Origin of the sequence: Luteimonas qiangzhengi, from assembly GCF_039548515.1 — a bacterium.
Taxonomy (GTDB): Bacteria; Pseudomonadota; Gammaproteobacteria; order Xanthomonadales; family Xanthomonadaceae; genus Luteimonas.
Genome location: NZ_JBCLVE010000004.1, coordinates 1 through 24402, shown reverse-complemented (window position 1 = coordinate 24402; position 24402 = coordinate 1). Strand labels below are relative to the sequence as shown.

Genomic DNA, 24402 nt, shown 5'->3' with positions numbered 1-24402 from the left:
CGCAATCGGGTCACAGACGATGGCTCAGATCACCGACCAGGAAGGCATGGCTGAAGTCCACCCCGCGCTCAAAGCCCATCGCCTGGAAGCTCTCGCCCATGCCGTCGGGCAGGGTCAGCTGCTTCACCTGCTGGCGAAGCGAGTAGAGCGCAGCTTCATCCGCGGCCCCGGCCTCGTGCGCAGCCAAGCGCTCCGGCAGCCGGTTGCCGATCAGGAACGCAGCCTGGTTGCAGTAGCCGGAAAATTCGAACCCCGCCCCGGTACCGGCCTCCACCAGCGCGGTGAAGTCCACCGAGGCAGTGAGGTCCTGCAGGCCGGGATTGGCGAACACATCGCCACTCACCTGATGCCGATGGAAGGCGCGCAGGGTGCCGTCGTTGCGCTCGGGCAGGTAGTACTCGCGCCGTGCGAAACCGTAGTCGACAAACAGCATCACTCCGTTGCGCAGCCCGCCGGCCACGGCCTGGATCCAGTACGGCAGCTGCGGCAGCAGCTCGGAGCGATAGCCGTCGGCGAACGGCCGCTCCAGCTGGCTCTCCACATGGCGCACGGCAGCCGTCAGCAGCGCATCGGCCGGGCGCTCGGTGCGCACAAACGCGCCGTCTTCGCCGATTGCCACGTGCTCTTCAAGCACCTCGCCGCCGCGCACGCAGAAGCGCGGCGTGGGCAGGGCGTCAATCACCTCGTTGGCAAACAGCACGCCGTCCCAGGTCTCGTCCGGCGGCCCGTCCAGCCAGTGCACGCGCTCAAACACCTCCGGCGCCAGCCGCTCGCGCAGGTACTCACGCTGACGTTCGCGCAGGTCGGCGCTGGGCTCGAGGATCGCGTAGCGCGCCGGCAGCGCATCCAGCGCCGCCAGGTGGCTGATGGCATCACCGGCAAAACGCCCGCTGCCACCGCCGATCTCCACCATCTGCGCTTCCGGGCCCAGCTGCGCCAGCACCGGCGCCACCGCCTCGGCCACGCATTCGGCAAACATCGGGCCAATTTCAGGCGCGGTGATGAAGTCCCCCGCGCGGCCGAACTTGGTTGCCCCGGCGCTGTAATAGCCCAGCCCCGGCGCGTACAGCGCCAGCTCCATGAAGCGCCAGAACGGGATCGCGCCGCCGGCGCCCTCGATCTGCTCGCGGATCAACGCCTCAAAGCGTTCGGTGTGGGCGCGCGCCGCGCTGTCGTTTTCGTTGAAATCAGTCATCCCCCAAGTTTACGCAACCCCTCTTGTAGGAGCGCGCCATGCGCGCGAAGCCGCGTGAATGCAGCCTCCCGGCAGATAGCCACCAACACCACGGATCGGCCAAACCCATCAGCTAAGATGAAGCGCCCATCGCGGAACCCGTCCATGGACGCAGCCCGACCCGTGGCGCTGGTGACCGGCGCCGCCAAGCGCATCGGCGCCGAAATCGCCCGCCGTCTGCACGCCGACGGCTACGACCTCGCCCTGCACTACCGCAGCTCTCAGACTGAGATGGACGCGCTGGTGGCCGAACTGCACGCCCAGCGCCCCGACAGCGTGCTCACCCTGCAGGCCGACCTGGCCGAATTTGATCGCCTGCCGGAACTGGTGGCACGGACCATCGGCCGCTTCGGGCGCCTGGATGCGCTGGTCAACAACGCCTCCACCTACTACGCAACGCCCATCGGCGAAGTCACGCCCGCACAGTGGGACGAGCTGTTTGCCAGCAATGCGCGCGCGCCTTTTTTCCTGGCCCAGGCCGCCGCCCCGCACCTGGCCCGCAGCGGCGGCGCCATCGTCAACATCGTTGATATCTACGCCGAACGCCCGCTGCGCGGCCACCCGGTGTACTGCATGGCCAAGGCCGCACTGGCCATGGCGACGAAATCGCTGGCGCTCGAACTGGGCCCGGAAGTGCGGGTCAACGGCGTGGCCCCGGGCAACGTGCTGTGGTCGGAAAACCCGGTCAAGGCCGAGACCCTGGACACCGTGCGCGAACGCACCGCCCTCGGCCGCCAGGGCGCGCCCGGCGACATCGCTGAAGCCGTGCACTGGCTGCTGCGCGGCAACACCTACGTGACCGGGCAGATCCTTGCGGTGGATGGCGGGCGGACGCTGAGTATCTGAGGTCGGCGTGGTGCGCGTCGGGGGCGTCGGGGGCGTAGCCCCGACCTACAGGTTGATGCCGGCTTCTTTTAGAAGGGCCAGCACGTGGGCGCGGCACTGCTCGCCCTTGTCGGCGGCATAGTGATCCAGCTGCCAAGCGTCGCTCTTGTCGGCGGCATTGGTGTCGCAGGCCAGCAGGTCGATATCGATCGGCACCGCGTCGCTGTGCTCCAAGCGGCCGATATCCCGCTCGATCCGCTGCAGCTGCTCCACCAGCGCATCGCGCGCCAGCGGAGTATCCAGACGCACCAGCCGGTTGGTGAACCAGCGGTCTGCACCCTCGGCATCGGGACTGCGACGGAGCCCGGTCAGCGACGCAACCCGCCCCAGCGTGGCCAGGGCGGCCAGCGCAGCGGTAATGGGCGCCGCATCGGCATCATCGCTGCCCAGCACCAGCAGCCAGGCATGGCTCACGCAGCCCGACCACGCACGATCGATACGCCCACTCCGGCGCAGCCCAGCGCGCGCGCCGCATCGGGCTTGTGCACCCGGATGCGCAGATGCAGGGCCGCGGGGAACTGTTCCAAAAGCGCGGCAGCCAGGCTCTCCAGCAGCGTCTCCAACAGCTGGTCGGTGCGCGCCGCCGTGTGCTCGCGCACCGCCTCGCACACGGCGGCATAGTCCAGCGCATCGGCCACGTCATCGCTGGCCGCCGGCACGCTGTTGTCGAACGCCAGCTCCAGGTCAAACAGCAGGGGCTGGGTGCCTTCGCGCTCCTGCGGATACACGCCTACCAGGGCGTCTATCCGCAGTCCTTCAATGTGGATCCTGTCCATGGCGGTCAGTGCCCGGATGGGGGGCTGACAAGCGTAACGCGTTCAGTCTTCGACCGGCCGTGGGCCTTCCGCCGCAACGCGCTGGTCATGCAGGCGCACGTCGATCGGCGCATCGGAAGTGCGCTGGAACACCCGCAGCCCGAACTCCGGCAGGATCGCCAGCAGGTGGTCGAAGATGTCCGACTGGATCGCCTCGTAGTACACCCAGCGCACGTCATTGGTGAAGCAGTACAGCTCCAGCGGAATCCCCGCCTCGGTCGGCTGCAGCTGGCGCACCATGCTGGTCATCTCCTGGCTGATGCCCGGGTGCTTGGCCAGGTACTGGTCCACATACACGCGGAAGGTACCCAGGTTGGTAACCCGGCGGTGGTTGACCGGCGCGTCGCCGCCACGGCTGGCCAGCTGCGCGTTCCATTCCGTGAGCTCCTGTTCCTTCCCACGCAGGTACTCGTCGAGCAGCATGAAGCGGTGCAGGTTCCCAATCTCTTCCTGTCCCAGGAAGCGCACGCTGCCCTGATCGATATACAGCGCGCGCTTGATCCGGCGCCCGCCCGACTCCTGCATGCCGCGCCAGTTCTTGAAAGCATGGCTGATCAGGTTCTTCGTGGGCACGGTGGTGATGGTCTTGTCCCAGTTCTGCACCGTCACCGTGTGCAGGGCGATATCGATCACGTCGCCGTCGGCGTTCTGGCTGGGCATTTCGATCCAGTCGCCGATGCGCACGCGCCCGTCGCCGCTGATCTGCAGGCTGGCGGCAAACGACAGGATCGTGTCCTGGAACACCAGCATCAGCACCGCACTGGCCGCACCCAGACCGGTCAGCACGTGCAGCGGCTTGACCCCCGCCAGGATCGCCACCGCCGTCAGGGCCGCCAGCGCGAACAGCAGGATCTTGGCTACCTGCAGGTAGCCCTTGATCGGCTTGTTGTGGGCATCGGGCCGGCGCTCGTAGATCTCGTTGATGTGGTCGAACACGTGGCTGATCGCCAGCACCACGGTGAACACGATGAACACGTTGGCCAGGTTGTGCACCACCAGCGCCACGGAAGCGGGCAGGCCCGGCACCAGCAGGATTCCGCTCGAAATCACCAGTGCCGGCACTACGTTGGCCAGTCGGGGAATCGCGCGCATCTGCACCGCCGGTGCATCGTGGCCGCCGCGCAGCCCCGGCAGCATGCCGAGCACCCGCCGCAGCCCGCGCACCAGCACTTTCTTGGTGACGAAATTGGCCACCCACGCCAGCAGCAACAGGCCTGCCAGCATCAGCGCGGTGTAGGCCCAGGGCCAGGGGGAAAGGGTGTCCTGCAACAGTTGCAGCCGTGCTTGCATGTCGGCTCCGGAATGGTCGAAAGGGTGCAATCCTAACGAATCCGCTTGAACGCGGCCCTCACCGGCATCGTCCGGCGGCCCTGCCCCACTCGCCCCCACGCTGGCGCTCAGGCGGTATCGAGCGCCGGCAAAGCAGCCATGTCCCAGCGCGGGCGCACCTGGGGTTCGGCGCCATCGCGCTGCCCCGCGGCAAGCCGCAGCGCCCCGGCGAAGGCGATCATGGCGCCGTTGTCCGTACACAGCTCCGGCCGCGGGAAGCAGGCCCGGCCACCGCGCGCGGCGGCCATCTCCTGCAGCTGGGCGCGCAGGCGCGTGTTGGCGCCTACGCCGCCAGCCACCACCAGCACCTTGCTGCCGGTTTCGTCCAGCGCGCGTTTGCACTTGATCGCCAGCGTATCGACCGCCGCATCCTCGAAGCCGCGGGCAATATCGGCCCGGGTCCGGTCGGACTGGTCACTGTCCTGCCAGGCCAGCAGCACCTGGGTCTTGAGCCCGCTGAAGCTGAAATCCAGTCCCGGCCGCTTGGTCATCGGCCGCGGGAAGCGGAACGCCCCCGGCGTGCCCTGCTCGGCCAGCCTGGCCAGCTGCGGGCCGCCCGGATACGGCAGGCCCATCATCTTGGCGGTCTTGTCGAAGGCCTCGCCCGCGGCGTCATCCAGGGTCTCGCCCAGCAGCCGGTAACGGCCGATCGCATCCACCGCCACCAGCTGGGTGTGCCCGCCCGACACCAGCAGGGCCACAAACGGCGGCTCCGGCGGGTCTTCCTCCATCAGCGGCGCCAGCAGGTGGCCTTCCATGTGATGCACGCCCAGCGCCGGAATCTCCAGCGCCCAGGCCAGCGACCGCGCCACCCCCGCGCCCACCATCAGCGCACCCACCAGACCGGGGCCGGCGGTGTAGGCCACCCCGTCCAGGTCATTCACGCCCATCCCGGCCTCGGCCAGGGTCTGACGGATCAGGGGCAGCAGCTTGCGCACGTGGTCGCGGCTGGCCAGCTCCGGCACCACGCCGCCGTATTCGGCGTGCAGCGCAATCTGGCTGTACAGCGCCTGGGCGCGCAGCCCGGCCGGGCCGCCGATGGCGGTGTCATAGACCGCAACGCCGGTTTCGTCGCAGGAGGTTTCAATACCGAGGACTCGCATACCCGATAGAATGGGGACGCTGGCGCCGCAAGTCACGCATTGCCGCATCCGGCCCCGCGCCAGCCCCTCGATGAGTACGAAAACCCGCCCCCACTTGCAGCGCCGCTGTGAGCGGGGATATGATAGCGGGCTCGCCGACGCAAACAGCCGGCGATTCCATCCCCGGAGATTCCATGCCCAGCGTCAAAGTCCGCGAAAACGAGCCATTTGAGTTTGCCCTGCGTCGCTTCAAGCGCACCTGCGAAAAGGCCGGCGTCCTCGCCGAGACCCGCAAGCGCGAGTACTACGAGAAGCCGACCCAGGAGCGCAAGCGCAAGGCTGCGGCTGCCGTCAAGCGTCAGGCGCGCCGCGCCGCGCGTGACGTCACCAAGCGCCAGCGCCTGTACTGATCGGCCACTCCGCGCCTTGGCGCGGAGGCCACAGCTCGCTTCTACGGGAAGCCGGCACGCTCAAGCGTCGCCGGCTTTTCTTCGTTCCTTCGCATTTTGTTCCTCCGCATTCCCAGGAGCCACCCCATGACCCTCAAGCAGAACCTGATCGAAGACATGAAGACCGCAATGAAAAGCGGTGAGAAGCAGCGCCTGGGCGTGATCCGCCTGATCAACGCGGCGATCAAGCAGAGGGAAGTGGACGAGCGCATCGAACTCAACGATGAGGACGTCACCGCCGTGCTCGTGCGCATGGTCAAGCAGCGCCGCGACTCGGTGTCCCAGTACGAAGCCGCCGATCGCGAAGACCTGGCTGCGGTGGAGCGGGCCGAGATCGAAGTGATCGAAGCCTACCTGCCGGCGCAGATGGACGAGGCCGCGATCAGCGCCGAGATCGACGCCGCCATTGCCGCCACCGGCGCCACCGGCCCGGCCGACATGGGCAAGCTGATGGGCGCGCTGAAGCCCAAGCTCGCCGGCAAGGCCGACATGGGCCTGGTCTCCAAACTGGTCAAGCAGAAGCTCACCGCCTGACGGCCCAGCTTTTGTAGGAGCGCGCCACGCGCGCGAAACCGCGTGACATCAATCCACGCCCCGTGGCTCCGGCCGGGACACCGTGACCGACGCATTGCCGCGAACCGCGATTCACGCGGCTTCGCGCGCATGGCGCGCTCCTACACGGCCCGGTGACAGGCGCATGTCATCCTTGGCCCCATGAAGCTGCTCGAAAACCCACGCGTGAAGGGCCTCGTCGAACGGGTGCAGAAAAGCCTGCCCTACGCCCTGGTCCAGCGTTTCATTGAATGCGACCTGCTCACCCAGGCGGCCTCGCTCTCGTTCTTCGCCCTGATCTCGCTGGCGCCGCTGCTGGTGCTGCTGCTGTGGCTGACCGCTTCGCTGTACCCGGAGGCCCAGGACGCGCTGATCAGCCAGATCGGCGGGCTCGCCGGCCCGCAGGCCGAGGCCGTGGCTAACACCGTCATCCGCAATGCCAGCGATCAGCCTGACATCGGCAGCCTCGCCGGCCTGTGGAGCACGCTGCTGCTGTTCGTCGGCGCCACCGTGGTGTTCGCACGCCTGCAAACTACCCTCAACCTCATCTTCCACACCAGCGACAAGGCGCTCGGCGGCCTGATGGCCTGGCTGCGCAAGCGGGTGTTTTCGGTGGGCGTGGTGTTCTCGCTCGGCTTCCTGATCATCATCTCCACCCTGGCAGGGACCGTGGTGGAACTGGCATTCCGCGATATCCCCGTCCTGGTGCCCCTGGCAGGCAACGCGGTGATGCTGCTGGTCTACACCTGCGCCTTCGCTCTGATGTATCACTACCTGCCCGACCGCCGGGTGCACTGGAAGCAGGCGTTCCTCGGCGGGCTGATCACCGCGGTGCTGTTCCTGGTCGGACGTTGGGCGATCGCCTTGTACCTGGCCCAGGCCGCGCCCGGCAGCGCCTACGGATCGGCCGGCGCGCTGGTGCTGCTGCTGGTGTGGATGTACTACGCGGCGATGATCTTCTTCGGCGGCGCCATGATCACCGCGGTGATCGACGAGCGCTGGCGCGCACACGTCGCCCGCCGCGCGGACAAGGTCGATGATCCGCGGCGGCTGCCGGTGGTCCTTCCCGAGGACGGCGGTCCATCCCTGGCCAGCGAGCCCTCGCCGCCGCGGCCATGACAGCAGCGGGCGTGGCATCCTAGCGGGGCCATGTCCCGCATTCCCGACGCCTTCATCGACGATCTCATTGCCCGCACCGACATCGTCGAGGTGGTCAACGCCCGCGTGCCGCTCAAGCGCCAGGGCCGGGAATACGCCGCCTGCTGTCCGTTCCACGACGAGCGCTCGCCTTCGTTCACGGTGTCGCCGGTCAAGCAGTTCTACCACTGCTTCGGCTGCGGCGCGCACGGCAGCGCGATCGGTTTCCTGATGGAGTACGACCGGCTGGAATTCCTTGATGCGATCGAGGAACTGGCCCGCACCGCCGGCATGGAAGTACCGCGCGAAACCCGCCAGAACAACCGCGACGGCGATATCGACGCGATGTTCAACGCCATGGATTCGGCGCGCAATTTCTACCGCCGCGAACTGGCCGCCAGCGCCACCGCCCGCGCCTACCTGGACAACCGCGGCGTGGGCGAAGCCATTCGCGAGCAGTTCGGCATCGGCTACGCGCCGGACGGCTTTTCCGCGCTCAAGGACCGGCTCGGCACCGACGAGCGTCGCCTGCGACTGCTGGAAAAGACCGGCATGCTCAGCCGCAACGACCGCGGCCATGTGTACGACAAGTTCCGCGACCGGGTGATGTTCCCGATCTCTGACCGGCGCGGGCGCACCATCGCCTTCGGCGGCCGGGTGATGGGCAAGGATGACGGGCCCAAGTACCTCAACTCGCCCGAAACCCCGCTGTTTCACAAGGGCCGCGAGCTGTACGGCCTGTGGCAGGCGCGCCAGGCCAACCGCGAGCTCAGCCGGCTGATCGTGGTTGAGGGCTACATGGATGTGATCGCGCTGTTCCAGCACGGCATCACCCAGGCCGTGGCCACGCTGGGCACCGCGACCACACCCGACCATGCCGAATTGCTGTTCCGCAGCGCGCCGGATGTGTATTTCTGCTTCGATGGCGATACCGCCGGCCGCCGCGCCGCGGTCAAGGCCATGGAAACGGTGCTGCCGCGCATGCGCGATGGCCGCCAGGCGTTCTTTCTGTTCGTGCCCGATGGCGAAGACCCGGATTCGCTGGTGCGTGCCGAAGGCGCCGAGGGTTTCGATGCCCGCCTGGCCAAAGCCACGCCACTGTCGGAATTCTTCTTCGACAGCGTGGGCGAAGACATCAACCTGGGCACGCTGGATGGCAAGGCGCGGCTGGCCGAACGTGCCACCCCACAGCTGTCGAAGATTCCCGACGGTGCCTTCGCCGACCTGATGCGCCAGCGCCTGACCGAACTCACCGGCGTCGGCGGCCGTTCCGCTACTGCGCCTGCCTCGCGGCCGCCACAGCAGCGCCCCAGTGGGCCAGGCAAGGCGGCGCCGCGACGCAGCCTGGTGCGCACCGCCATCATCCTGCTGCTGCACCGCCCGGCGCTGGCGCTGGACCTGCCCGAGTCCTACCGCTTCACCGCCCTGCGCCAGCCCGGCATCGCGCTGCTGACCGAGCTGCTGGCCGTGGTGCACACGCGCCCCGACATCACCACCGGTGCCCTGATCGAACACTTCAGCGGCCGTGATGAAGCCGACGCGCTGCACAAGCTCGCCATCATCAGTCTGCCCGGCGAAGAAGCAGCCTGGCGATCGGAATTCCTCGACATCATCGCCCGCCTGGACCGCCAGACCCTCGACCAGCGGGTGGAGGAACTGCATCAGCGGGTTGCCGAAGGCGGCTTCAGTGCCCTGTCAGCGGCGGAAAAAGACGAGCTGCGCCAGCTGCAGGCCGCCCCCCGCTCGACCTGAGCGCATCCAACCTCATTTTTATGAATAGCAAGCATTGGCGCCGGCTGGCATCATTCGCTGCCCTGCCTGATGTTGAAACTGCGCAACATGTCCTCCCGCTTGCTTGATTCACCCCAGCGCTACGGCCTGGTCTCCCGCCTCTTCCACTGGGCCATGGTGGCCGTGCTGACCTGGCAACTCACCGGCATGGTGCTGAAGATCACCATCGGCCGTGAGAACGCCATTGCCGCCTTCATCATGGGCACGCACAAGCCTGTTGGCGCCCTGCTGATGCTGCTGGTCCTCCTACGCGCGGCCTGGGCCCTGCTGCAGTGGCGCCGCCGTCCGCGCCAGCCGGGCACCCTGCGTGGCCGCGTGGCCACCGCCGCCCACGGGCTGATGTACCTGCTGATGCTCTACATCCCCTTCGTCGCCCTGATGCGCGACTACGGCCGCGGCCGCGGATTCTCGCCGTTCGGCATCCCGCTGTTTCCGGAAACCGGCCAGCAGGTGGACTGGATGATGGCCCCGGCCAGCGCCTCCCACGGGCTGATGGGCTGGACCCTGCTGGCGCTGATCGTGGGCCATATCCTGATGGTGGCCGTGCACCAGGCGTTCCTGCGCGATGGCACCGCCGCCCGCATGGCCGGTCGCCTCGGGTAAACCCCAATACCCGGCGTTATGCGGCATCGATAAGCTTCCGGGCACCGGCTACGGCCACTGTTTCGCGTGCCCCCGATGACAATCAACGCGCCCAATTCCGACTTTTCCCTGTCCGACTGGGTCAACAGCGCCCTGCAGCGCTTCCGCGACACAGCGGGCCCGGCGCAGGATTTTGGGCCGGCCATCACCAGCGCCAACGGGCGCGAGCTGGCCTTCGAGCACGCGCCCGCCAGCACCCGCATCAGTGACGAATCCAGCGCCGGCCAGCGCACCACCTGGACCGGCAGCACTGAAGTCACGGTGAGTGCGCCCGGCCAGAACAGCGGGCCAATCCAGGTCAGCTATCACGCCAACGCCATCCGCGCCCAGGCCACGCCCGAGGCCATGCAGGCGCTCAACCCGATGGATCCGGACACCTGGCCGCCCGGCACCAGCGTGGAGCTGCGCGGCAGCGACTTCGCCGGCACCCCATTCCAGGCCACGTTCGAAACCTTGGCCGACGTCAACGGCATCGCCGACATCAGCGACGTGCGCCTGGTGATCAGCAAGAGCACCATCACCAAATCCACGCCGACGCCGGAGCTGCGGATCATGTCGGGCCCGTCGCACGTGTTCGACGCGCCGTTTGAAACCGGCCCCGGCTCTCCGGCGACCAGCCGCGAAGACTTCGGCATCCACACCCTGATCCAGCGCGATCCCACCGCGCCCGACCAGCGTGCCGCGCTCAACCATCTACTGGTCACCGGCACCCAGCCCGACGGCACCGTGGGGGTGAGCGAAACCGTCACCGCCGACAGCATCAACGGCCTGATCACCGACGTGGCCAGCGGCGAAGTCAACGACATCACCTGGACCTTCGACGGCGAAGGCCGCCCGGTGCACGCCGAAGGCACGCTCACCTGGACTCCGGGCAGCAGCCGCCACCGCGACACCGACCGCACCGAGAGCAAGGCCCAGAGCGACTTCCGCACCGACAACAACCTCGACAGCACCCACCACACCGGGCACATCTTTGCCTACCGCTTCGTGCACGGGCATGGCCCGGTGAACATGTTCCCGCAGCAGGCCAACTTCAACACCGGCCCCTATGCGCGCATGGAGCAGGAGTGGGCCGACTGGCTGGATCACGGCATGGACGTGGACATCAGCGTTGAACTGGCCCCCGCCGGCGCCGAACGACCGGAGCAGGTGATCGTGAACTACAGCGTCACCGATCCGGACACCGGCAAGGTGGTGTACGACCCGCAGACCATCCTGTTCGACAACGAGGCCGGGCAGCACTTCAGCAACATCCGGCCGGCCCAGATGGACGGCATGATCGGCGGCACCGCCTGATATCCTCGCTCCGATGAACAGCAATGCTCACAGTAACGACCACAGCAATGCCCTGATCAACCGGATCGGCCAGGCGATCGTCACCGATCCCACCGTCGATGCCGAACCCTGGGACGGCTACGCCCTGATCGCCTCCTACACCGGCTTGGGCCTGAAGATCAGCGGCTTCCGCTACCGCGACGGCCAGCCGCCAGAAGCCGCCACCCCGCAATCGCGTGACCTCGGCGGCCACATCGAAGCCCTGCGCGAGGCCACCCGGGTGGAAGACAAGGACCCGTGGGGCGCCTGCGTGATCCGCATCAACAGCGCCACCGGAAAGATCGGCGTCGACTTCGCCTACGAAGCCGCCGATCAGTGGGACATCACCCCGGCCACTTTGGCGGAAGTTTCCGAGCGCGCGCGGCCGGGCTGAACCGCCGGCTGCCCGGACCCGGGCGCGGGGCCCGATCCAAGCTGCTCGCGGATCATCCATGTCGCGTCTATGCGATCCGCGTTTGGAAAGCCCCGGTTGGCAAGCATGACGATGCCGAATTTCTCAGCGGGCACGAACGCCACGTAGGCGCCGAAGCCGCCGGTCGAACCCGTCTTGTTGAAGAAGTAGCGGCCGTCCCCGTCCTGCCCCTCCCGCCGGTAAGCCGGCTGCGGCTCGAACGCCATTTCCCTCGCGTTGCCGCCGAGCAACCACTCGCGCGAGACGGCCTGCGGATATCTTTCCCAGCCGAGACCCTGCTCCATCGGTCCCGCACGGAAGTACGCAACCTGTGTTACTTCAACGGCCCGACGCATCGTCGGCTCAAGCGAATCGGGATCGATGTTCCCCAGCACGAAGCGGACCAGATCCGACACCGTCGTCTTGACGCCGTAGGCCTGCTCGGCGAGCGGACCCGGATTCACCCGGACCGGCCTGTCGTTGCGATAGCCCCAGGCATAGTCCGACATCCTGTGATCCGGCACGTGGATGAAGCTGTCCGCCATGCCGAATGCGTCGAATATCGTCGCCTGCATCAACGCGGCGAAATCGCCATCCATTGCGCTGGCAGCCACCACGCCGAGCAGGCCCGGGCTTGGGTTGGAATAGTCGCGCCGCGTTCCCGGCGGGGCCGAGGGCTCCCAGCTGTGGAAGTAGTCCATGGCGGCCGGATCGTCCGTCACCTCGTTGGGAAACTGCAGGGGGAATCCGCCTGCCGTGTACGTGCCCAGGTGAATCAAAGTGGCCTGGTCGATCGGCCTGCCCTTCAATTCCGGCAGGTACTCGCCCGGGTGATCTTCCAGGGACAGCTTGCCGGTGGCCTGCGCGTACGCGGCCAACGTTGCGGTGAAGACCTTGCTGACCGAGCCGATTTCAAAAAGCGTCGTTTCGGTGACCGGTGCGCCAGTTTCCTTCGAGGCGACGCCGTAGGTAAACACATGCGGCTCACCATCAACGATCACCCCGACCGCCATGCCCGGGATGTCGTGCCTGGACATCAGCGGCAGAATCGCAGCGTCAACGGCCGCCCGGACCCGTCCAGCCTCTTCGGAGCCAGACCGCGGCTCCCGCGCAGCCGTCGGCGGCACGATCGCCACAAGAATTGCTGCTAGAAACAGCACAATCGGCCTCATCGCTTCGCCCTCACTGCGATCCGAACTGCTCGAAGACCTGCTGCCCCGTCAGCTTCCGGGTGTCGTTTCGGAGCTCATAGAACGCAGGCTTCTCGTCAACGAAGATCTCGTTGGTCAGCTCGAACTCCTGATCCTGGAAGAGGCCGGCCGGGAGGATGTACTCGTTGCCGGGAAGCAGGTGATAGAACAGATGCGTCCCGCACTGGCCGCAGAATCCACGTTCGGCCCACTTCGAGGACCGGTACGTGGACGGACTCGCCCCGTTGAACTCGACATCCGTGCCGCAATGGACGGCGAACATCGGTCCGCCGGACCAGCGCCTGCAAATGGAGCAATGGCACAGCCCGACCTCGTTCTGGATTTTGGCAGAGACTTCGATGGATCCACAGAGGCACTTGCCTTTCATTTCGTTCTCCTTGATGCATCAGGCCCGATCGGCCTCCGGTCGACGCGAATCCTGCTTCACTGGCGCATTTTCTTCACCGTGGAAACAAATGCAGGCACGCTGATTGCCAACGCGGCGATCACCCATCCCACCAGCCCGTAGTTGACCGGCTGCGCGGCAAGCGCCAACCAGCCTGACAGCAATGCCATCACGGTCATCGCCACCGAGGCCACCAGGACTCCCGTGCGCGGCCGCGGCTCGCCGGCTTCCGCGCGGCGCGAAGCTTCCGCACGCTTGCGCCGGCTCCGTCGGACGATCCAGACCAGCGCGAGCACCGTGGCAGACAGGGATAGCGACATCGCCCATTCCATCAGGTCCGGACCGCCCACCATCTCCAGGACCACAATCAGCAGGTAAGCGCCGTTGAATCCGACGAGCAGCGCCAGCAGCCCGTGGCCGATGGGCCGCAGGAACCGCATTTCGGATTCTGGAATCGGGTCGGTTGGATCAACGGCCATGCCTTATCTCGCCTGCAACGCCAAAGAGGAAACACCGTACATCCCCCACATCGCCATCAGCAAGAACACCCCGCCCACACGCACATCCAGGCCATCGCCCCACCCTGCACCAGCAGCCAGATCCAGGCTGCTGCCACCAGCTGGAATTTCTGCCTCAGGGTGAAATCAAAGCGCGTCGCCGCCCAAAGCGCCGCATTCGCCGCCAGCAGCGAAAACGTCAAAATCGGAAAGCCGCCACGCGGATACAACCAGCCAAACACGTCCGGCGCCATGCGCATCAGCGCGAGGTACCCCACCAGAATCGCCACCGTGATGGCTGCCGCCAGCAGGCGCATCATTGGGCGCCAATCTCCTGCCAGCGGTAGTACTTCGTGCTCGCAATCGCGAGCAGGGGCCGGTCCTCGGGAGTGTCGCCATATGCATGGATGGCCGAGAACCTGGTCAGGTCATAGCGCTCACGCACCCGGCGGACCTTTTCTTCAAGGACACATTGCCTGCCCTGGTATCGCCCCGTCAGCATCCCGGAGTCATGCTCCAGCGACGAACAGATGAGCTCCAGACCGTGCGCTTCGCACCATGGCTGCAGATAGACATCAAGGCCACCTCCGGATACTCGGTCAGGAACGCCGATAACTTGTCCGGGTCCGGGTCCGGCTGCCCGGTGGCGGGGTCCGGGGGAGCAGCAAGGGACTGGTCGCACTGCGCGGAGAACTACATCTGCCCGGCCATGCCGACCAGGCCAATCAACACCGCCAGTCCGATGAAGTAGATAAACGGCGACAGGATCAGCGAGGCAAGCAGCTGCCATAGGCCCGCGTTCGTCCCGGCCTGGCCCATCGCAACGATGGCGAGGATGAAGGCCACCAGGTTGAGCGGCCAGCCAATGAAAAGCCCGATGCCCGGAAACGGCACCAGAAAGGTGATCCAGGCAATGGCAAGGCAGATCCATGCCGCACGCCCGGTCGAACTGTTCTGCCGCCCTGCTGCAGCAACCTGTGTATCCATGATGTCCCCTGTGATTCAGCAACGCGGCCTTCAATGCCGCGCGCTCCCCATGCGCAAACTATCAGCGCCCACCTTACATCTCAACGACAGCCGCTCCCGGGGCCTCGTTTGACCCATCGGCCACTAACGGAGCAAATGCCGCTTCAGGAACGCGACCACCGTTTCGTTCATCGAGCGATGCCAGGCCGCACGATCGAATCCTTCCGGATCTTCACAGATCTCCCGGGCAGTCTCGGCCAGGCGTGGCGCACATGGAGCCAGATAGGCGAAGTGTCCGGCACCCTTTGCCACGTGGTATTCCGGCGCCTGCGGAAGCGCGGTACGGATGGCCTCGATGTGTTCAAACTCCACGCCATCCCCGCCCAGCTCCGAAGCCCACAGCTGCACCGGCACGCGCACCGATTGCAGACCCGCGTCATCAAACAGGTTCAGCGGATCAACCACTACCGCGGCACGGATGCGCGGATCGGCCTGCGGCTTCAGCTCCGGCGCGCTGAACCTGATCTCGCGGCACATCGGCATGATCAGCGACCACCACCGGCCGCACAGGCGCTGCCCGGCCGCCGTGACGTCGGGCTTGGCACCCGCCAGAGCCAGCGTCGTATAGCCGCCGCGGGAAAATCCGAACACGCCCACCGCCTCAGCATCCAGCTGCCCGCGCGCGGGCCACTCTTCCAGCATGAAAGAGAGCACCCGGCTTACATCGCGCGGCCGGGACTCAAATATCGCTACCCGATAGGCTCCGGAATCATCGCCGAAGGTATCCCCAGGATGATTTAGGGACACAACCACAAAGCCCGCATCGGCCAGGGCGGTGGCCGTATCGTGATGCCCCAGCAGGGTGCCCATATGACCATGGGAAATCACCACCAGTGGCAGCGATTCCCCCTCAATCGCGCAGCCCGGCGAACCTGATACGTCATACGGTCCCAGTTCGGCGGTTACCGGAGCATCCGCGCACGGGCTCCACACCATTGCCGTGATTGCCGGCTCCGCACCCGACGCCGGAACTTCAACGCGCTGATAGCCAGCGGCCGCAGCGCCCTTCGACGTCAGGAGCACAAGCACCCCGACGGTGAGTACCACCATCAACTTCTTCACAGTTTTCTTTCCCCAAAGATGCGGCCTGCCTTGCTGGGCCGCTGCAGCTCAGTGACCGTGGCCACTCCCGCGCCCATCACGATACCCGCGCAGATGCACATATCGCTCGATCTGCTCTGCAGTAAGCACTCTTCGCTGCTCGACGTGCGCGCTGAGGTGGGCGCCGCGCAGCTCGGCCTGGAGCCTGCCGATCAGTCCAAGCGCCGACGCCATGCCGCTTTCATCCACCGCTCCCGAGCGAAACAGCCGTTCCAGCTCGGCCTCCGCGGCGACCAGTTGGGCGCCACCAGCCTTGGCGGCGGCTTCCATGCGTGCATGGATGTCACGTGTGGTTTGCAGCTGGTCGTCGGTGAGCTGCAGCTCGGAAGCCAGCTCAAGCACATGCGCCGGTCCCGGATAGCCATTGAGTTCTGCGGATTTCCCATAGCCCATTCCCTTACCGGCCAGGAGCCCTTCAACTTCACCAGAGGTCAGTGCCTTGATCTCCCGTGCCTCCTCCCCGGCGTAGGGCGAGGACGGTGAAGCGGCGACCGATGCGGCAGGGGCGAGAAACAGAACAGCGAACATCAAAGCAGACAGTTTCAAGGTCAGGATCCTTGGTCGAGAGACGTGTGGAGTGGAGCCAAATTGCAGTGTGTAACCAGGCACGGCAGGCTTCATGCGCCCGACACGTTCATTGTGAGATTCAAGCCGCCCCACATATTGGACTGAACCCATGCCCGTGCGCCCCCTGCTCGCGATTCTTGCCCTCCTGCTGGCCTCCACCCTGGCAACTGCCCAGGACGAATCGATGGATCATCGGCCTGGACCCGGACTATCGCTGGGCCGTGGTGGGTTCACCGGACAGAAAGTACCTGTGGATCCTCACGCGCGAGTAGACCATTCCCCAAGCAGCCACCAGGCCGCCGTAAGGTTGGCCACCACTGTCCCCCAAAACACCACTTGGAACGGTCGCTTTACTGTCTTGTGGCGAAACACCTGCTGAGCGATCAGCGCGCCAGGCCAGCCACCGGCAAGCGCCACCAGATGCAGGCTCGCCTCCGGCGTACGGCGACGCCCCGCTTGGGCCGCCATCTTGTCGGACCGGTACCCAAGCCAGCTCACCAGGCTCGCAAAGCCATACCAGCCCACCATCGGCAGGGAAATGAACCCCGCCACGCCAGCCGCCGTAACTGCGACCAGCGCCAGCGTGCCGAGCGCCGTCCGCGGGATCCGGGACTGCTGCCTTGCCGCCGCGACCTTCTGGCCCGCGTGGCGTATCTGCCTGGCATTCGTCCGCCCTCGGCTATCCACCGCTGGAAGGTACGACACCAGGTCACCGTCGACTGGGCGGCGCGAACCCCGCTGGAACTCCTTGATATGCACAAATGCGCGCGTGCCGCCCCCACCGGGCGTCACGAAGCCAAAACCCTTATCGTCGTTCCAATCGGAAATGCGCCCTGCCAGTCTCATTTAGCGATCCAAGCCGTTTGATGGCACCACACCCCGGCGGCGCTTGATGTTGGCAGGGATAATCCTTCGACTTGCATGACGTTCAAGTCATACCTCAACGCAGTTCTAATGATCAGATGATTTAGTCAGGGGGGACAAGGAGCCTATTCTCATCACTCAGCATGGCGCGTACTGACGCTTCATCTAGCCGGATCTCTACGCGGCCGAGCCCGAACGAAAACGGGTTCGAGCATGCGGCGCAGATCCCAAGTAGTGCCATTGCGGCCAGCGTGTCGGGGATCTTCATGTGAGGCCTAACACCTAAGTTAAGCCGAGACGCGTAGTGGAGCAAAGCACATGGCAAGCTGTACCTGCCATGTGCTTTGCGTAACGAAGCGGCTTCGGCTTGAACGCATTGTTAGGCGCAACGCGACTCATTATGGAAGCGGTGCGCGGAACGATGTGCGGCGGAGATGCGTAAAACGCTCAATGAGCATGACCACCATATCGAGACAGCGCCGAGATACCCTTTGAAGTGCTGGCGATAGTTCCACTGTGCGAGCGAGGTATGGGCTGCACTTATAGTACATGGCCGTAAAAACGCGACCAACGAATGATCGCTTGAGAATTTGATCCCGGAATGCGCGGAGGAACCTGACCTCAGTAGCATCTTCGTTACCATACGTTGCGGTAGCTACAAAGCAACCAGATTTATGCAAGACGCGCCTGCACCGTGGGCACTTCCAAGTCTCGCGCTTCCCAACGGAACAACTGCCACCGCCAACACTTGTTACAACAGGGGTAACTCGCAGGCTGCACGATGAGCAATAAGTGCCCGATTCTTGGCCAGGAGAGTTGGCAAGGGCCATCGGATTGCCGCAGTCAGGGCAAGCCGCGGCTTTATCGCTGATCTGCTTCCCACATTCCGGACATTGAATTAACGCCATGGTGCCTCCCCACAGTGCGCCTAACACCAGAATTAAGCCGCGCCGCGAAGCGGCGTCGGCTTGAATGAATTGTTAGAGCGCACCCGCTGCAATGCGTGAGTAATTAGTGCAATAGGGACGCCGTACAAGCCAACGAGGTATGCAACGGCCGGCTCTATGGCCACAGAGCATACGGCAGCAACGACAAGAACAGTAAGTAGCGTTGAGATGACGGAGGCGCGACCTCGTTGCAGCAGCGCCGCGTACAACGGGCACCCGATGAGGAGTGTGGCTGGCGCGGCAAAGAGCAGCGCGATGGCGAGAAGAGGAAATGCCGCTAGCGGCACAGACAGCCAATCATGAAGCTGCGGCGCGGGATTGGAGAATGCGATGCCGATCCCCAGGAGCACAGATGCGAGGTAGCCACCAGCGAACAAGCCGATGATCCCGCAGGGAATCGTTCTTCCAATGGCCGCGGAGTACTTCATGTGCGCCCTAACGCCTGAGTTAAGCCGAACCGCGTAGTGGAGCCAAAGGTATGGCAAGCTTTTCCTGCCATGCCTTTGGTGGAACGAAGCGGTTTCGGCTTGAACGAATTGTTAGGCCGCGACCGCGCTGCCACTGAGACGCTCGCTCTTGCGACCTGCAAAAGAATCAAAGATCTGACGGTGCGCGTGGTACGACCACTGATCTTGCCGCTCATAGTAGCCCGTCACCCAAGCTTGCAGGTTCTCCAGCATCTCGTCTTGGGCTTCTTTTGAGGCGTACTTATGGGGCTCCCAAGGACGCCTGCGGTTGTGCTCTAGGCATGTCTCAAGCCCGGGGTTAAGGAACATAAGCTCGCTGCAATGGTGGGACGCAGCTTGTACGAGTTCGCCGTAGCAGCCCTCGATGGCCCAACGGGTGTGCTCGGAGAGGAACGCGGTCAAGGATGCTGCGATCGCGTGAGTTGGACGTTGGACTGCGATCTTGCCCGGCTCCCAGACGATGGAATCGAGGTCGAGGTGGGCGAGCCCATGCTGCTCGGCCAATTGCTTAGCCAAGGTGCTTTTGCCAGAGCCGGAATTACCGAAAACGAGAAATTTCATAGCGGCCTAACACCAGAATTAAGCCGTGCCGCGAAGCGGCATCGGCTTGAATGAACTGTTAGACCTTTCGCTATGGCGCCGGATGAATCGCCCCGTGTTTCGTAGACACCTTGCAGCCATAATCCACGGCAGCAGCAGGAGTGTCCATGAGCAAGCGATACACGGAAGAGTTCAAAGTTGAGGCGGTCAAGCAGGTCACGGATCGTGGCCACTCGGTAGCGGACGTCGCCGCCCGGCTGGGCGTATCGATCCACAGCCTGTACACGTGGCGGAAGCAGTACGGTATGTCGCCGCCGGCGCGGGCAGCAGCGGCTGACCAGGCGGAAGAGATGCGTCGGCTCAAGTCGGAGCTTCGTCGGGTGACGGAGGAGCGCGACATTCTAAAAAAAGCCGCGGCGTACTTTGCAAAGCAGTCCGGGTGAAGTACGCCTTCATGCGCAACCATGAGCAGGAGTTCCGGGTGCGCAGCATGTGCCGCGTGCTGGGCGTGCACCCCAGCGGCTACTACGCATGGCGTCGTGAGCCATTGTCGGCACGGGCCAGGGACGATCGTCGCGTGCTGGGCCTGATCAAGCAGTCGTGGCTGGAGAGTGGCAGCGTGTACGGCTACCGCAAGGTCACGCGGGACCTGCGCGATCTCGGCGAGCGCTGCGGCAAGCACCGGGTTGCGCGGCTGATGCGTGGCGAAGGCTTGCGAGCACAGGTCGGCTATCGCCGTCGTCCTGGCATGCGCGGGGGCAAGCCAGCCGTCGTCGCCGACAACCATCTGGCGCGGCAGTTCGATCCGGATGCGGCGAACCGCGCCTGGGTCACCGACATCACCTACATCCGCACGCACGAAGGCTGGCTGTACTTGGCAGCGGTGATGGACCTGTTCTCGCGCAAGATCGTCGGTTGGGCCATGGGGCCAACCATGCACACCGACCTCGTATTGCAGGCGTTGATGATGGCGGTGTGGCGGCGCAAGCCGCCGGCCGGGTTGCTGGTGCATTCGGACCAGGGAACGCAGTACACCGGGCACGACTGGCAGGACTTCCTGAAGGCGCACGGCCTGGTCAGCAGCATGAGCCGGCGCGGCAACTGTCACGACAACGCCGTCGCCGAGAGCTTCTTCCAGCTCCTCAAGCGCGAGCGCATCAGGCGCCGGATCTACACGACTCGCGACGACGCCAGGTCCGATGTCTTCAACTACATCGAGATGTTCTACAACACCCGCCGGCAGCACAGCCACAACGATGGGCTGCCTCCGGTAGAGTTCGAAAAGCGACAATCAATTTGAGGCTTCGGGGTGTCTACAGAAGCCGGGGCGATTCAGAATGATTGAACGCGGTCGCCGCACCAAACTTCCCCCTGAGGCCTAACACTCAAGTTAAGCCGAATTGCAGCGCGTAGCCGGCAACATGGCAAGCTCTTTGTGCCATGTTGTTGGCGTAGCGATGCAATTTCGGCTTGAACGCACTGTTAGGCCTCAGACTGCGATGGCGCTGGCCGCCTGCGCTTGGCAACGGAGGCCTGCTTCTTGACGAACTTTTCAGCAGCTTGTTTGCCAATGTTCGTTTGGCGAAGAATTTCACCCTTCAACCAGACACCCAGCTTAAGGATTAGCTGATACTCGTCTGGCGTATAATCCCAGCGGTAGTTATTGCACCCTGCGTGGGCAGGCAGGTAGTTGTCCACAGAGTGAGCCCCGCCAGAGCTGTGGGGAAAAACATGGTCTGCATGCCAAGTGGACTCCGAGATCGTTCCACCGCAAATGTGACAGCGGTTGTCGGTCTTGGCGAGCACCTGGGATCTCTGTGCGTTGGAAAGGGCCGACCGTGGTTTGACGGTGTCCTTCGATGCCGACTTGATGTCGCGGCGCCTACCTCGGAGCTCGTCGAGGAGTGCAGACAGCTCAGTGCCTGCGATGGTCTTCCCTTCAAACTCCACAGAACCCTCCTCTGAGGCCTAACGCTTGAGTTAAGCCGACCCGCGAAGCGGGTTCGGCTTGAACGAACTGTTAGGCGGCAAGGTAGCATCAGCTCGGCAAGGTGAGCCAGAAGGCCAGAACCAGCAAGGCGGGCACCGGCGAGAGAAAGAGAGTAAGGCCGAAAGCCCGCCTAGCAGCGCGGTCTGTGATCCGAAGAAACTTACGAGATGCCGTGAAAGCAAACAGTTCATACGAGAAGTTCTTCCATGGACTTGGAACATCGAGTGTTTCTCGCTGCTCCGGTGAGGTCCGCCCCAGCCGACTCCAAGCATAGAACCACGCGCAGTAGTAGACGACAAAATCCAGCGCCAATAGCACAATGAATACTGTCATTGCCGCCTAACACCTAAGTTAAGCCGCGCCGCAGCGGGGCGTGAAGCACATGGCAAGCTGTACCTGCCATGTGGTTTGCGACCTGATGCGGCGTCGGCTTGAACGCATTGTTAGGCGCGCCCGCCCGACGTGTCAGACGCGAACTCTTTCACACCAGCAGCAGCGAGCTGTGCCCGTGCCTCCGGGTCCTCGGCCAGCACACGGTGAAGCGTATGAAACACGTATGTGCGGCACAATCCTGGCCAAGCGACCAGGAGGTACACCGCGCCTGCGGCCAGCCAGTCAGTTCGGGCCACAGGCTTCCAGCCAGTGAAGTGTGCTGCGGCGGCGTAGCCAAGAACCAACAAGAGCACCCAGCGAAACCACGCCCAAAAGCGAGTCCCCCACAACACGTTCTTGAAATGGCGGACCTCGGATGTAGTTAGTTTCACTTCATGCCTCCATGCGGTGCGATAGCGCGCCTAACACCAGAATTAAGCCGTGCCGCAAAGCGGCGTCGGCTTGAATGAATTGTTAGGGCGCATGTGCCGCCGCCCTCTCTTGGGCTAGCCTGATGCCAGACAGTTCGGCCGAACTTCCATGCACGATCACTTCGGTCGCCAGCGCCGTTCGAATTGCAGAGTGCGCTGTCGACGGATGATGTGATCCGCCTGCCAAATGTGTATTCATTGCTTCAACGTGCGGAAGTTGAATAGGGTTCGGATTTTTAATCATCAGTGAGGCTGGGCCTTCTCGTCCATGAAGGACAACAGGCATCTCATCAAACATAGAAAATTTAATGTGCCCCCGGGTCCCAACAACCGTCACAGAATCGACTCTCTGAGTTGCCGCAAAGTTCCAATCCCCCGTGCCAATAATTTCTTTCCCATGACGCCATCTAGCTCTAACTCGATCGGGGATCAGAGTTTCGGGATTTGATTCGAGGTGCGCGGACTCAATGTCCGAGATGGGGCCAAACATGTAGTCGAACAGGTCCAGTCCATGGCAAGCCAAGTCTTCAAATATCCCACCGGGAGCTTCGGTCGTACTCATGCGCCACGGGATCTTATTGACTGGGGCACTGTAGACTCTAGATAATTTCCAATGGACTTCACGCGCCAAGCCGATTTTATTGGACTTCAGCCACTCGGTGACTTTCTTGAACCTGGGCAGGCTGCGGCGGTAATAAGAGACGAATAAAGGCAGTGATGCAGCGTTAAATGTCTCTACCGCGGCCTGAGCATCCCGGTAGCGAACCGACATTGGCTTTTCAATACAGCAAGGTTTACCAGCCTTTGCGACCTCCACGGCGAATTGGACATGTGATGAGGGCGGAGTGGCGACATAGACAGCATCGATTTCGCTTGAGTTTATAAGGTCAAGAGGAGTCGAAAAAGCTATAGGAACGTCATTGGCTCTTGCGAACGCCTCAGTCGCCGCGGCGCGCCTTGACGCGACACCGACGAGCGTTCCTCCTTGAGCCAACTGGAAGGCCGGACCGCTCTTGTACGTAGCGACTGAACCGACACCAATCATTCCCCACCGAACTTTAGTCATACTGTGTTGGCCTGGCTCTCTGCAAGACGATGTGAAGGCACTTATGATGCGCCCTAACACCTTGAGTTAAGCCGCCCCGCTGCGGCGACGGCTGGTGGACCGGAAGCGTACCAGCACCCGTCAACTCAAGAGAAGCAGCGAAGCGGGGTCGGCTTGAACGAACTGTTAGGCCGCGACCCATGAGCCTGCAGCCACCAGCACGATGCCACAGCTGACGCATGCAGCAATTGTGAACAACATGGCTGGATTGGACCCGATCTTCCTGTGCGGGAGTTACGGTGCAAGAGCCGATGTCTCTTGACTACTTGCACCGCACAATAGCCCTTACCCCTTCTTTCTCTTTGCCGCGTAGGTTGCCGCCGCTGCAATCAGAATGACGATAAAAACAACTACGACGCCAGTGGACATGCTGAGTTCTCCGTTTTAACTGCGAGTCGAGATTGAACGATGGATGCAGCGGTGCCCTCGGTGTTGCCCCGCGGCCTAACACCTAAGTTAAGCCGAGACGCGTAGTGGAGCGAAGCACATGGCAAGCTGTATCTGCCATGTGCTTTGCGGAACGAAGCGGCTTCGGCTTGAACGCATTGTTAGGCCGCATATCAGGACACCGGCCTCGGCCGCCGCTCCGAGAACTCCGTATCCAGTAACTCAAGCCACGAATCCACTCGATAGTGCTCTTCGGGAGCAAACTTGAGCAAGCCCGTGAGCACCTTCTTTGCTTCTGACAGCTCGCCCAGTTGGTAGTGAGCCTTGGCCAGAGCCCAATGGGCATCGGGGCTAAGGGGTTGAGACGAAACCCACTCCAATGCGGTGAACTTTGCAGCTTTGCCCTGTCCAGAAGCGAGCAATTCATCGAGCTCCGATCTTTTGTTACTGCTCCGGTTACTGCTCCGCCCCTCCTTTACTGCGTCCAACAGGTTGACCGCAATGACGAAGAAGATGATGAGCATGCCCAATACGCATAGCGCAATAAAGATCAGGAGCCACTTAATGGCTGTGAGCTGGCTCAGTAGTGGGGCAAGCGATTCCACGGAATTCTCCATTGCGGCCTAACAACAATTATGCGGCGTAAACGAGGTGTAACAGGCCTGGATAACAGGGTTAAAGCTCCATTTCAGCCGCATAACACCCTCCCCCACCGTGATTTACCCCGTTCAAGCCGGATAGCACCCCAGTTATCCGGCAAGCCCCATGTCGAAGCTATCAGCGCAGTCCCCGGCGAGCAACCAACTGTCTCGCGCCTGAGTCCCGGAAGCCGCTCCGGGACTCAGGCGCCGCCGCGCATCGCACCCACCA

The 24402-nt window shown here is 63.8% G+C and carries 29 protein-coding genes and 2 pseudogenes; 10 read left to right on the top strand and 21 right to left on the bottom strand.

All coding sequences use genetic code 11. The features are described 5' to 3' along the window. Positions 1-10: 10 nt before the first annotated feature. Positions 11-1195, bottom strand: coding sequence for a class I SAM-dependent methyltransferase (locus WCE59_RS03945; RefSeq protein ID WP_343257417.1), 1185 nt, complete (start codon positions 1193-1195; stop codon positions 11-13). A 144-nt stretch (positions 1196-1339) separates the two neighbouring features. On the opposite strand from WCE59_RS03945, the gene WCE59_RS03940 reads away from it, so the two are divergent. Then, entirely contained in the window at positions 1340-2080 is a 741-nt protein-coding gene (locus WCE59_RS03940) for a pteridine reductase (RefSeq protein ID WP_343257416.1), read from the top strand. A 45-nt stretch (positions 2081-2125) separates the two neighbouring features. Here WCE59_RS03940 and WCE59_RS03935 read toward each other — a convergent pair whose 3' ends face one another. From WCE59_RS03935 to tsaD, 4 genes are all read right to left on the bottom strand, one after another. Beyond that, positions 2126-2533 (bottom strand): 2-amino-4-hydroxy-6-hydroxymethyldihydropteridine diphosphokinase, encoded by a 408-nt coding sequence (locus tag WCE59_RS03935; protein WP_343257415.1) that lies wholly within the window; start codon positions 2531-2533, stop codon positions 2126-2128. Then, positions 2530-2895, bottom strand: coding sequence for a dihydroneopterin aldolase (gene folB / locus WCE59_RS03930; protein ID WP_343257414.1), 366 nt, complete (start codon positions 2893-2895; stop codon positions 2530-2532). The genes WCE59_RS03935 and folB overlap by 4 nt, the downstream gene beginning before the upstream one ends. 42 nt (positions 2896-2937) lie before the next feature. Beyond that, positions 2938-4224 (bottom strand): mechanosensitive ion channel family protein, encoded by a 1287-nt coding sequence (locus tag WCE59_RS03925; RefSeq protein ID WP_343257413.1) that lies wholly within the window; start codon positions 4222-4224, stop codon positions 2938-2940. Between the two features lie 107 nt (positions 4225-4331). Further along, entirely contained in the window at positions 4332-5366 is a 1035-nt protein-coding gene (gene tsaD, locus WCE59_RS03920; protein ID WP_343257412.1) for a tRNA (adenosine(37)-N6)-threonylcarbamoyltransferase complex transferase subunit TsaD, read from the bottom strand. A gap of 173 nt (positions 5367-5539) precedes the next feature. Here tsaD and rpsU point away from each other — a divergent pair, with 173 nt between their 5' ends. The 7 genes from rpsU to WCE59_RS03885 all read left to right on the top strand — a co-directional run bounded on the left by rpsU (position 5540) and on the right by WCE59_RS03885 (position 11624). Then, positions 5540-5755, top strand: coding sequence for a 30S ribosomal protein S21 (gene rpsU / locus WCE59_RS03915; protein ID WP_343257411.1), 216 nt, complete (start codon positions 5540-5542; stop codon positions 5753-5755). Between the two features lie 126 nt (positions 5756-5881). Beyond that, positions 5882-6328: a GatB/YqeY domain-containing protein gene (locus WCE59_RS03910; RefSeq protein ID WP_343257410.1), complete on the top strand. Its 447-nt coding sequence runs from the start codon at positions 5882-5884 to the stop codon at positions 6326-6328. A gap of 180 nt (positions 6329-6508) precedes the next feature. Beyond that, the gene (locus WCE59_RS03905; RefSeq protein ID WP_343257409.1) at positions 6509-7465 is read left to right on the top strand and encodes a YihY/virulence factor BrkB family protein; all 957 of its coding nucleotides are present in this window, start codon (positions 6509-6511) and stop codon (positions 7463-7465) included. 30 nt (positions 7466-7495) lie between these two features. After that, on the top strand, positions 7496-9235 hold the full coding sequence (gene dnaG, locus WCE59_RS03900) for a DNA primase (protein WP_343257408.1): 1740 nt from the start codon (positions 7496-7498) through the stop codon (positions 9233-9235). A gap of 87 nt (positions 9236-9322) precedes the next feature. Continuing rightward, on the top strand, positions 9323-9877 hold the full coding sequence (locus WCE59_RS03895; protein ID WP_343257407.1) for a cytochrome b: 555 nt from the start codon (positions 9323-9325) through the stop codon (positions 9875-9877). Positions 9878-9952: 75 nt separating this feature from the next. Then, positions 9953-11212 carry a DNA/RNA non-specific endonuclease gene (locus WCE59_RS03890; RefSeq protein ID WP_343257406.1) on the top strand — a complete coding sequence of 420 codons (1260 nt, stop codon included), beginning with the start codon at positions 9953-9955 and terminating at the stop codon, positions 11210-11212. A 13-nt stretch (positions 11213-11225) separates the two neighbouring features. Then, on the top strand, positions 11226-11624 hold the full coding sequence (locus WCE59_RS03885; protein ID WP_343257405.1) for a hypothetical protein: 399 nt from the start codon (positions 11226-11228) through the stop codon (positions 11622-11624). A gap of 38 nt (positions 11625-11662) precedes the next feature. On the opposite strand, the pseudogene ampC reads toward WCE59_RS03885, so the two are convergent. From ampC to WCE59_RS03845, 8 genes and pseudogenes are all read right to left on the bottom strand, one after another. After that, a pseudogene (gene ampC, locus WCE59_RS03880) lies at positions 11663-12814 on the bottom strand (class C beta-lactamase); the annotation flags it as partial. 10 nt (positions 12815-12824) lie between these two features. Next, a complete protein-coding gene (locus WCE59_RS03875) occupies positions 12825-13220 on the bottom strand; it encodes a GFA family protein (protein ID WP_343257403.1) in 396 nt (131 codons plus the stop codon). A gap of 56 nt (positions 13221-13276) precedes the next feature. Beyond that, positions 13277-13717, bottom strand: coding sequence for a hypothetical protein (locus WCE59_RS03870; protein WP_343257402.1), 441 nt, complete (start codon positions 13715-13717; stop codon positions 13277-13279). Positions 13718-13773: 56 nt separating this feature from the next. Beyond that, the gene (locus WCE59_RS03865) at positions 13774-14055 is read right to left on the bottom strand and encodes a hypothetical protein (protein ID WP_343257401.1); all 282 of its coding nucleotides are present in this window, start codon (positions 14053-14055) and stop codon (positions 13774-13776) included. Beyond that, on the bottom strand, positions 14052-14525 hold the full coding sequence (locus WCE59_RS13750) for a haloacid dehalogenase-like hydrolase (RefSeq protein WP_449284098.1): 474 nt from the start codon (positions 14523-14525) through the stop codon (positions 14052-14054). Before WCE59_RS13750 ends, WCE59_RS03865 begins: the two co-directional genes overlap by 4 nt. Further along, positions 14429-14722, bottom strand: coding sequence for a hypothetical protein (locus WCE59_RS03855; RefSeq protein ID WP_343257400.1), 294 nt, complete (start codon positions 14720-14722; stop codon positions 14429-14431). Before WCE59_RS03855 ends, WCE59_RS13750 begins: the two co-directional genes overlap by 97 nt. 123 nt (positions 14723-14845) lie before the next feature. Beyond that, positions 14846-15823 carry an alpha/beta hydrolase family protein gene (locus WCE59_RS03850; protein ID WP_343257399.1) on the bottom strand — a complete coding sequence of 326 codons (978 nt, stop codon included), beginning with the start codon at positions 15821-15823 and terminating at the stop codon, positions 14846-14848. A gap of 48 nt (positions 15824-15871) precedes the next feature. After that, positions 15872-16483, bottom strand: a complete 612-nt coding sequence (locus WCE59_RS03845; protein WP_343257398.1) for a Spy/CpxP family protein refolding chaperone — start codon at positions 16481-16483, stop codon at positions 15872-15874. 77 nt (positions 16484-16560) lie between these two features. Between WCE59_RS03845 and WCE59_RS13745 the strand changes: the two are divergent. Next, positions 16561-16695 (top strand): annotated as a pseudogene (locus tag WCE59_RS13745) (lipocalin family protein); the annotation flags it as partial. Here the strand turns inward: WCE59_RS13745 and WCE59_RS03835 are convergent. The 4 genes from WCE59_RS03835 to WCE59_RS03825 all read right to left on the bottom strand — a co-directional run bounded on the left by WCE59_RS03835 (position 16688) and on the right by WCE59_RS03825 (position 19268). Further along, the gene (locus WCE59_RS03835) at positions 16688-17275 is read right to left on the bottom strand and encodes a cold shock and DUF1294 domain-containing protein (protein ID WP_343257397.1); all 588 of its coding nucleotides are present in this window, start codon (positions 17273-17275) and stop codon (positions 16688-16690) included. The pseudogene WCE59_RS13745 and the gene WCE59_RS03835 overlap by 8 nt on opposite strands. 416 nt (positions 17276-17691) lie before the next feature. Beyond that, positions 17692-18201 carry a CFI-box-CTERM domain-containing protein gene (locus WCE59_RS13740; RefSeq protein ID WP_449284097.1) on the bottom strand — a complete coding sequence of 170 codons (510 nt, stop codon included), beginning with the start codon at positions 18199-18201 and terminating at the stop codon, positions 17692-17694. A gap of 32 nt (positions 18202-18233) precedes the next feature. Continuing rightward, a complete protein-coding gene (locus tag WCE59_RS03830) occupies positions 18234-18668 on the bottom strand; it encodes a hypothetical protein (protein WP_343257396.1) in 435 nt (144 codons plus the stop codon). A 111-nt stretch (positions 18669-18779) separates the two neighbouring features. Then, complete coding sequence (locus WCE59_RS03825) at positions 18780-19268, bottom strand: shikimate kinase (protein WP_343257395.1); 489 nt, start codon at positions 19266-19268, stop codon at positions 18780-18782. Positions 19269-19414: 146 nt separating this feature from the next. Here WCE59_RS03825 and WCE59_RS03820 point away from each other — a divergent pair. Next, positions 19415-20547 (top strand): IS3 family transposase gene (locus WCE59_RS03820; RefSeq protein WP_449284096.1). Its coding sequence is split into 2 segments (ribosomal slippage): positions 19415-19649 and positions 19649-20547, totalling 1134 coding nucleotides; the frame shifts between segments, so codons are not numbered across the junction. Positions 20548-20729: 182 nt separating this feature from the next. Here WCE59_RS03820 and WCE59_RS03815 read toward each other — a convergent pair. The 4 genes from WCE59_RS03815 to WCE59_RS03800 all read right to left on the bottom strand — a co-directional run bounded on the left by WCE59_RS03815 (position 20730) and on the right by WCE59_RS03800 (position 24137). Beyond that, positions 20730-21197: an HNH endonuclease gene (locus tag WCE59_RS03815; protein WP_343257393.1), complete on the bottom strand. Its 468-nt coding sequence runs from the start codon at positions 21195-21197 to the stop codon at positions 20730-20732. A gap of 88 nt (positions 21198-21285) precedes the next feature. After that, on the bottom strand, positions 21286-21570 hold the full coding sequence (locus WCE59_RS03810; RefSeq protein ID WP_343257392.1) for a hypothetical protein: 285 nt from the start codon (positions 21568-21570) through the stop codon (positions 21286-21288). Positions 21571-22083: 513 nt separating this feature from the next. After that, positions 22084-23085: a Gfo/Idh/MocA family protein gene (locus WCE59_RS03805; RefSeq protein ID WP_343257428.1), complete on the bottom strand. Its 1002-nt coding sequence runs from the start codon at positions 23083-23085 to the stop codon at positions 22084-22086. Between the two features lie 620 nt (positions 23086-23705). Next, complete coding sequence (locus WCE59_RS03800; protein ID WP_132987253.1) at positions 23706-24137, bottom strand: tetratricopeptide repeat protein; 432 nt, start codon at positions 24135-24137, stop codon at positions 23706-23708. Positions 24138-24402 lie beyond the last annotated feature (265 nt).

Bases quoted from the DNA above. Each gene is read 5' to 3' on its own strand.
- WCE59_RS03835 (WP_343257397.1), bottom strand. From the start codon at position 17,275: ATGAGACTGGCAGGGCGCATTTCCGATTGGAACGACGATAAGGGTTTT.
- WCE59_RS03830 (WP_343257396.1), bottom strand. From the start codon at position 18,668: ATGAAGTACTCCGCGGCCATTGGAAGAACGATTCCCTGCGGGATCATC.
- WCE59_RS03845 (WP_343257398.1), bottom strand. From the start codon at position 16,483: ATGAAGCCTGCCGTGCCTGGTTACACACTGCAATTTGGCTCCACTCCA.
- rpsU (WP_343257411.1), top strand. From the start codon at position 5,540: ATGCCCAGCGTCAAAGTCCGCGAAAACGAGCCATTTGAGTTTGCCCTG.
- folB (WP_343257414.1), bottom strand. From the start codon at position 2,895: ATGGACAGGATCCACATTGAAGGACTGCGGATAGACGCCCTGGTAGGC.
- WCE59_RS13750 (WP_449284098.1), bottom strand. From the start codon at position 14,525: ATGGCAGCTGCTTGCCTCGCTGATCCTGTCGCCGTTTATCTACTTCAT.
- WCE59_RS03895 (WP_343257407.1), top strand. From the start codon at position 9,323: ATGTCCTCCCGCTTGCTTGATTCACCCCAGCGCTACGGCCTGGTCTCC.
- tsaD (WP_343257412.1), bottom strand. From the start codon at position 5,366: ATGCGAGTCCTCGGTATTGAAACCTCCTGCGACGAAACCGGCGTTGCG.
- WCE59_RS03910 (WP_343257410.1), top strand. From the start codon at position 5,882: ATGACCCTCAAGCAGAACCTGATCGAAGACATGAAGACCGCAATGAAA.
- WCE59_RS03905 (WP_343257409.1), top strand. From the start codon at position 6,509: ATGAAGCTGCTCGAAAACCCACGCGTGAAGGGCCTCGTCGAACGGGTG.
- WCE59_RS03925 (WP_343257413.1), bottom strand. From the start codon at position 4,224: ATGCAAGCACGGCTGCAACTGTTGCAGGACACCCTTTCCCCCTGGCCC.
- WCE59_RS03855 (WP_343257400.1), bottom strand. From the start codon at position 14,722: ATGGATACACAGGTTGCTGCAGCAGGGCGGCAGAACAGTTCGACCGGG.
- WCE59_RS03805 (WP_343257428.1), bottom strand. From the start codon at position 23,085: ATGATTGGTGTCGGTTCAGTCGCTACGTACAAGAGCGGTCCGGCCTTC.
- WCE59_RS03945 (WP_343257417.1), bottom strand. From the start codon at position 1,195: ATGACTGATTTCAACGAAAACGACAGCGCGGCGCGCGCCCACACCGAA.
- WCE59_RS03875 (WP_343257403.1), bottom strand. From the start codon at position 13,220: ATGAAAGGCAAGTGCCTCTGTGGATCCATCGAAGTCTCTGCCAAAATC.
- WCE59_RS13740 (WP_449284097.1), bottom strand. From the start codon at position 18,201: ATGGCGTTAATTCAATGTCCGGAATGTGGGAAGCAGATCAGCGATAAA.
- WCE59_RS03940 (WP_343257416.1), top strand. From the start codon at position 1,340: ATGGACGCAGCCCGACCCGTGGCGCTGGTGACCGGCGCCGCCAAGCGC.
- WCE59_RS03890 (WP_343257406.1), top strand. From the start codon at position 9,953: ATGACAATCAACGCGCCCAATTCCGACTTTTCCCTGTCCGACTGGGTC.
- WCE59_RS03885 (WP_343257405.1), top strand. From the start codon at position 11,226: ATGAACAGCAATGCTCACAGTAACGACCACAGCAATGCCCTGATCAAC.
- WCE59_RS03825 (WP_343257395.1), bottom strand. From the start codon at position 19,268: ATGAAATTTCTCGTTTTCGGTAATTCCGGCTCTGGCAAAAGCACCTTG.
- WCE59_RS03865 (WP_343257401.1), bottom strand. From the start codon at position 14,055: ATGATGCGCCTGCTGGCGGCAGCCATCACGGTGGCGATTCTGGTGGGG.
- dnaG (WP_343257408.1), top strand. From the start codon at position 7,496: ATGTCCCGCATTCCCGACGCCTTCATCGACGATCTCATTGCCCGCACC.
- WCE59_RS03810 (WP_343257392.1), bottom strand. From the start codon at position 21,570: ATGACAGTATTCATTGTGCTATTGGCGCTGGATTTTGTCGTCTACTAC.
- WCE59_RS03870 (WP_343257402.1), bottom strand. From the start codon at position 13,717: ATGGCCGTTGATCCAACCGACCCGATTCCAGAATCCGAAATGCGGTTC.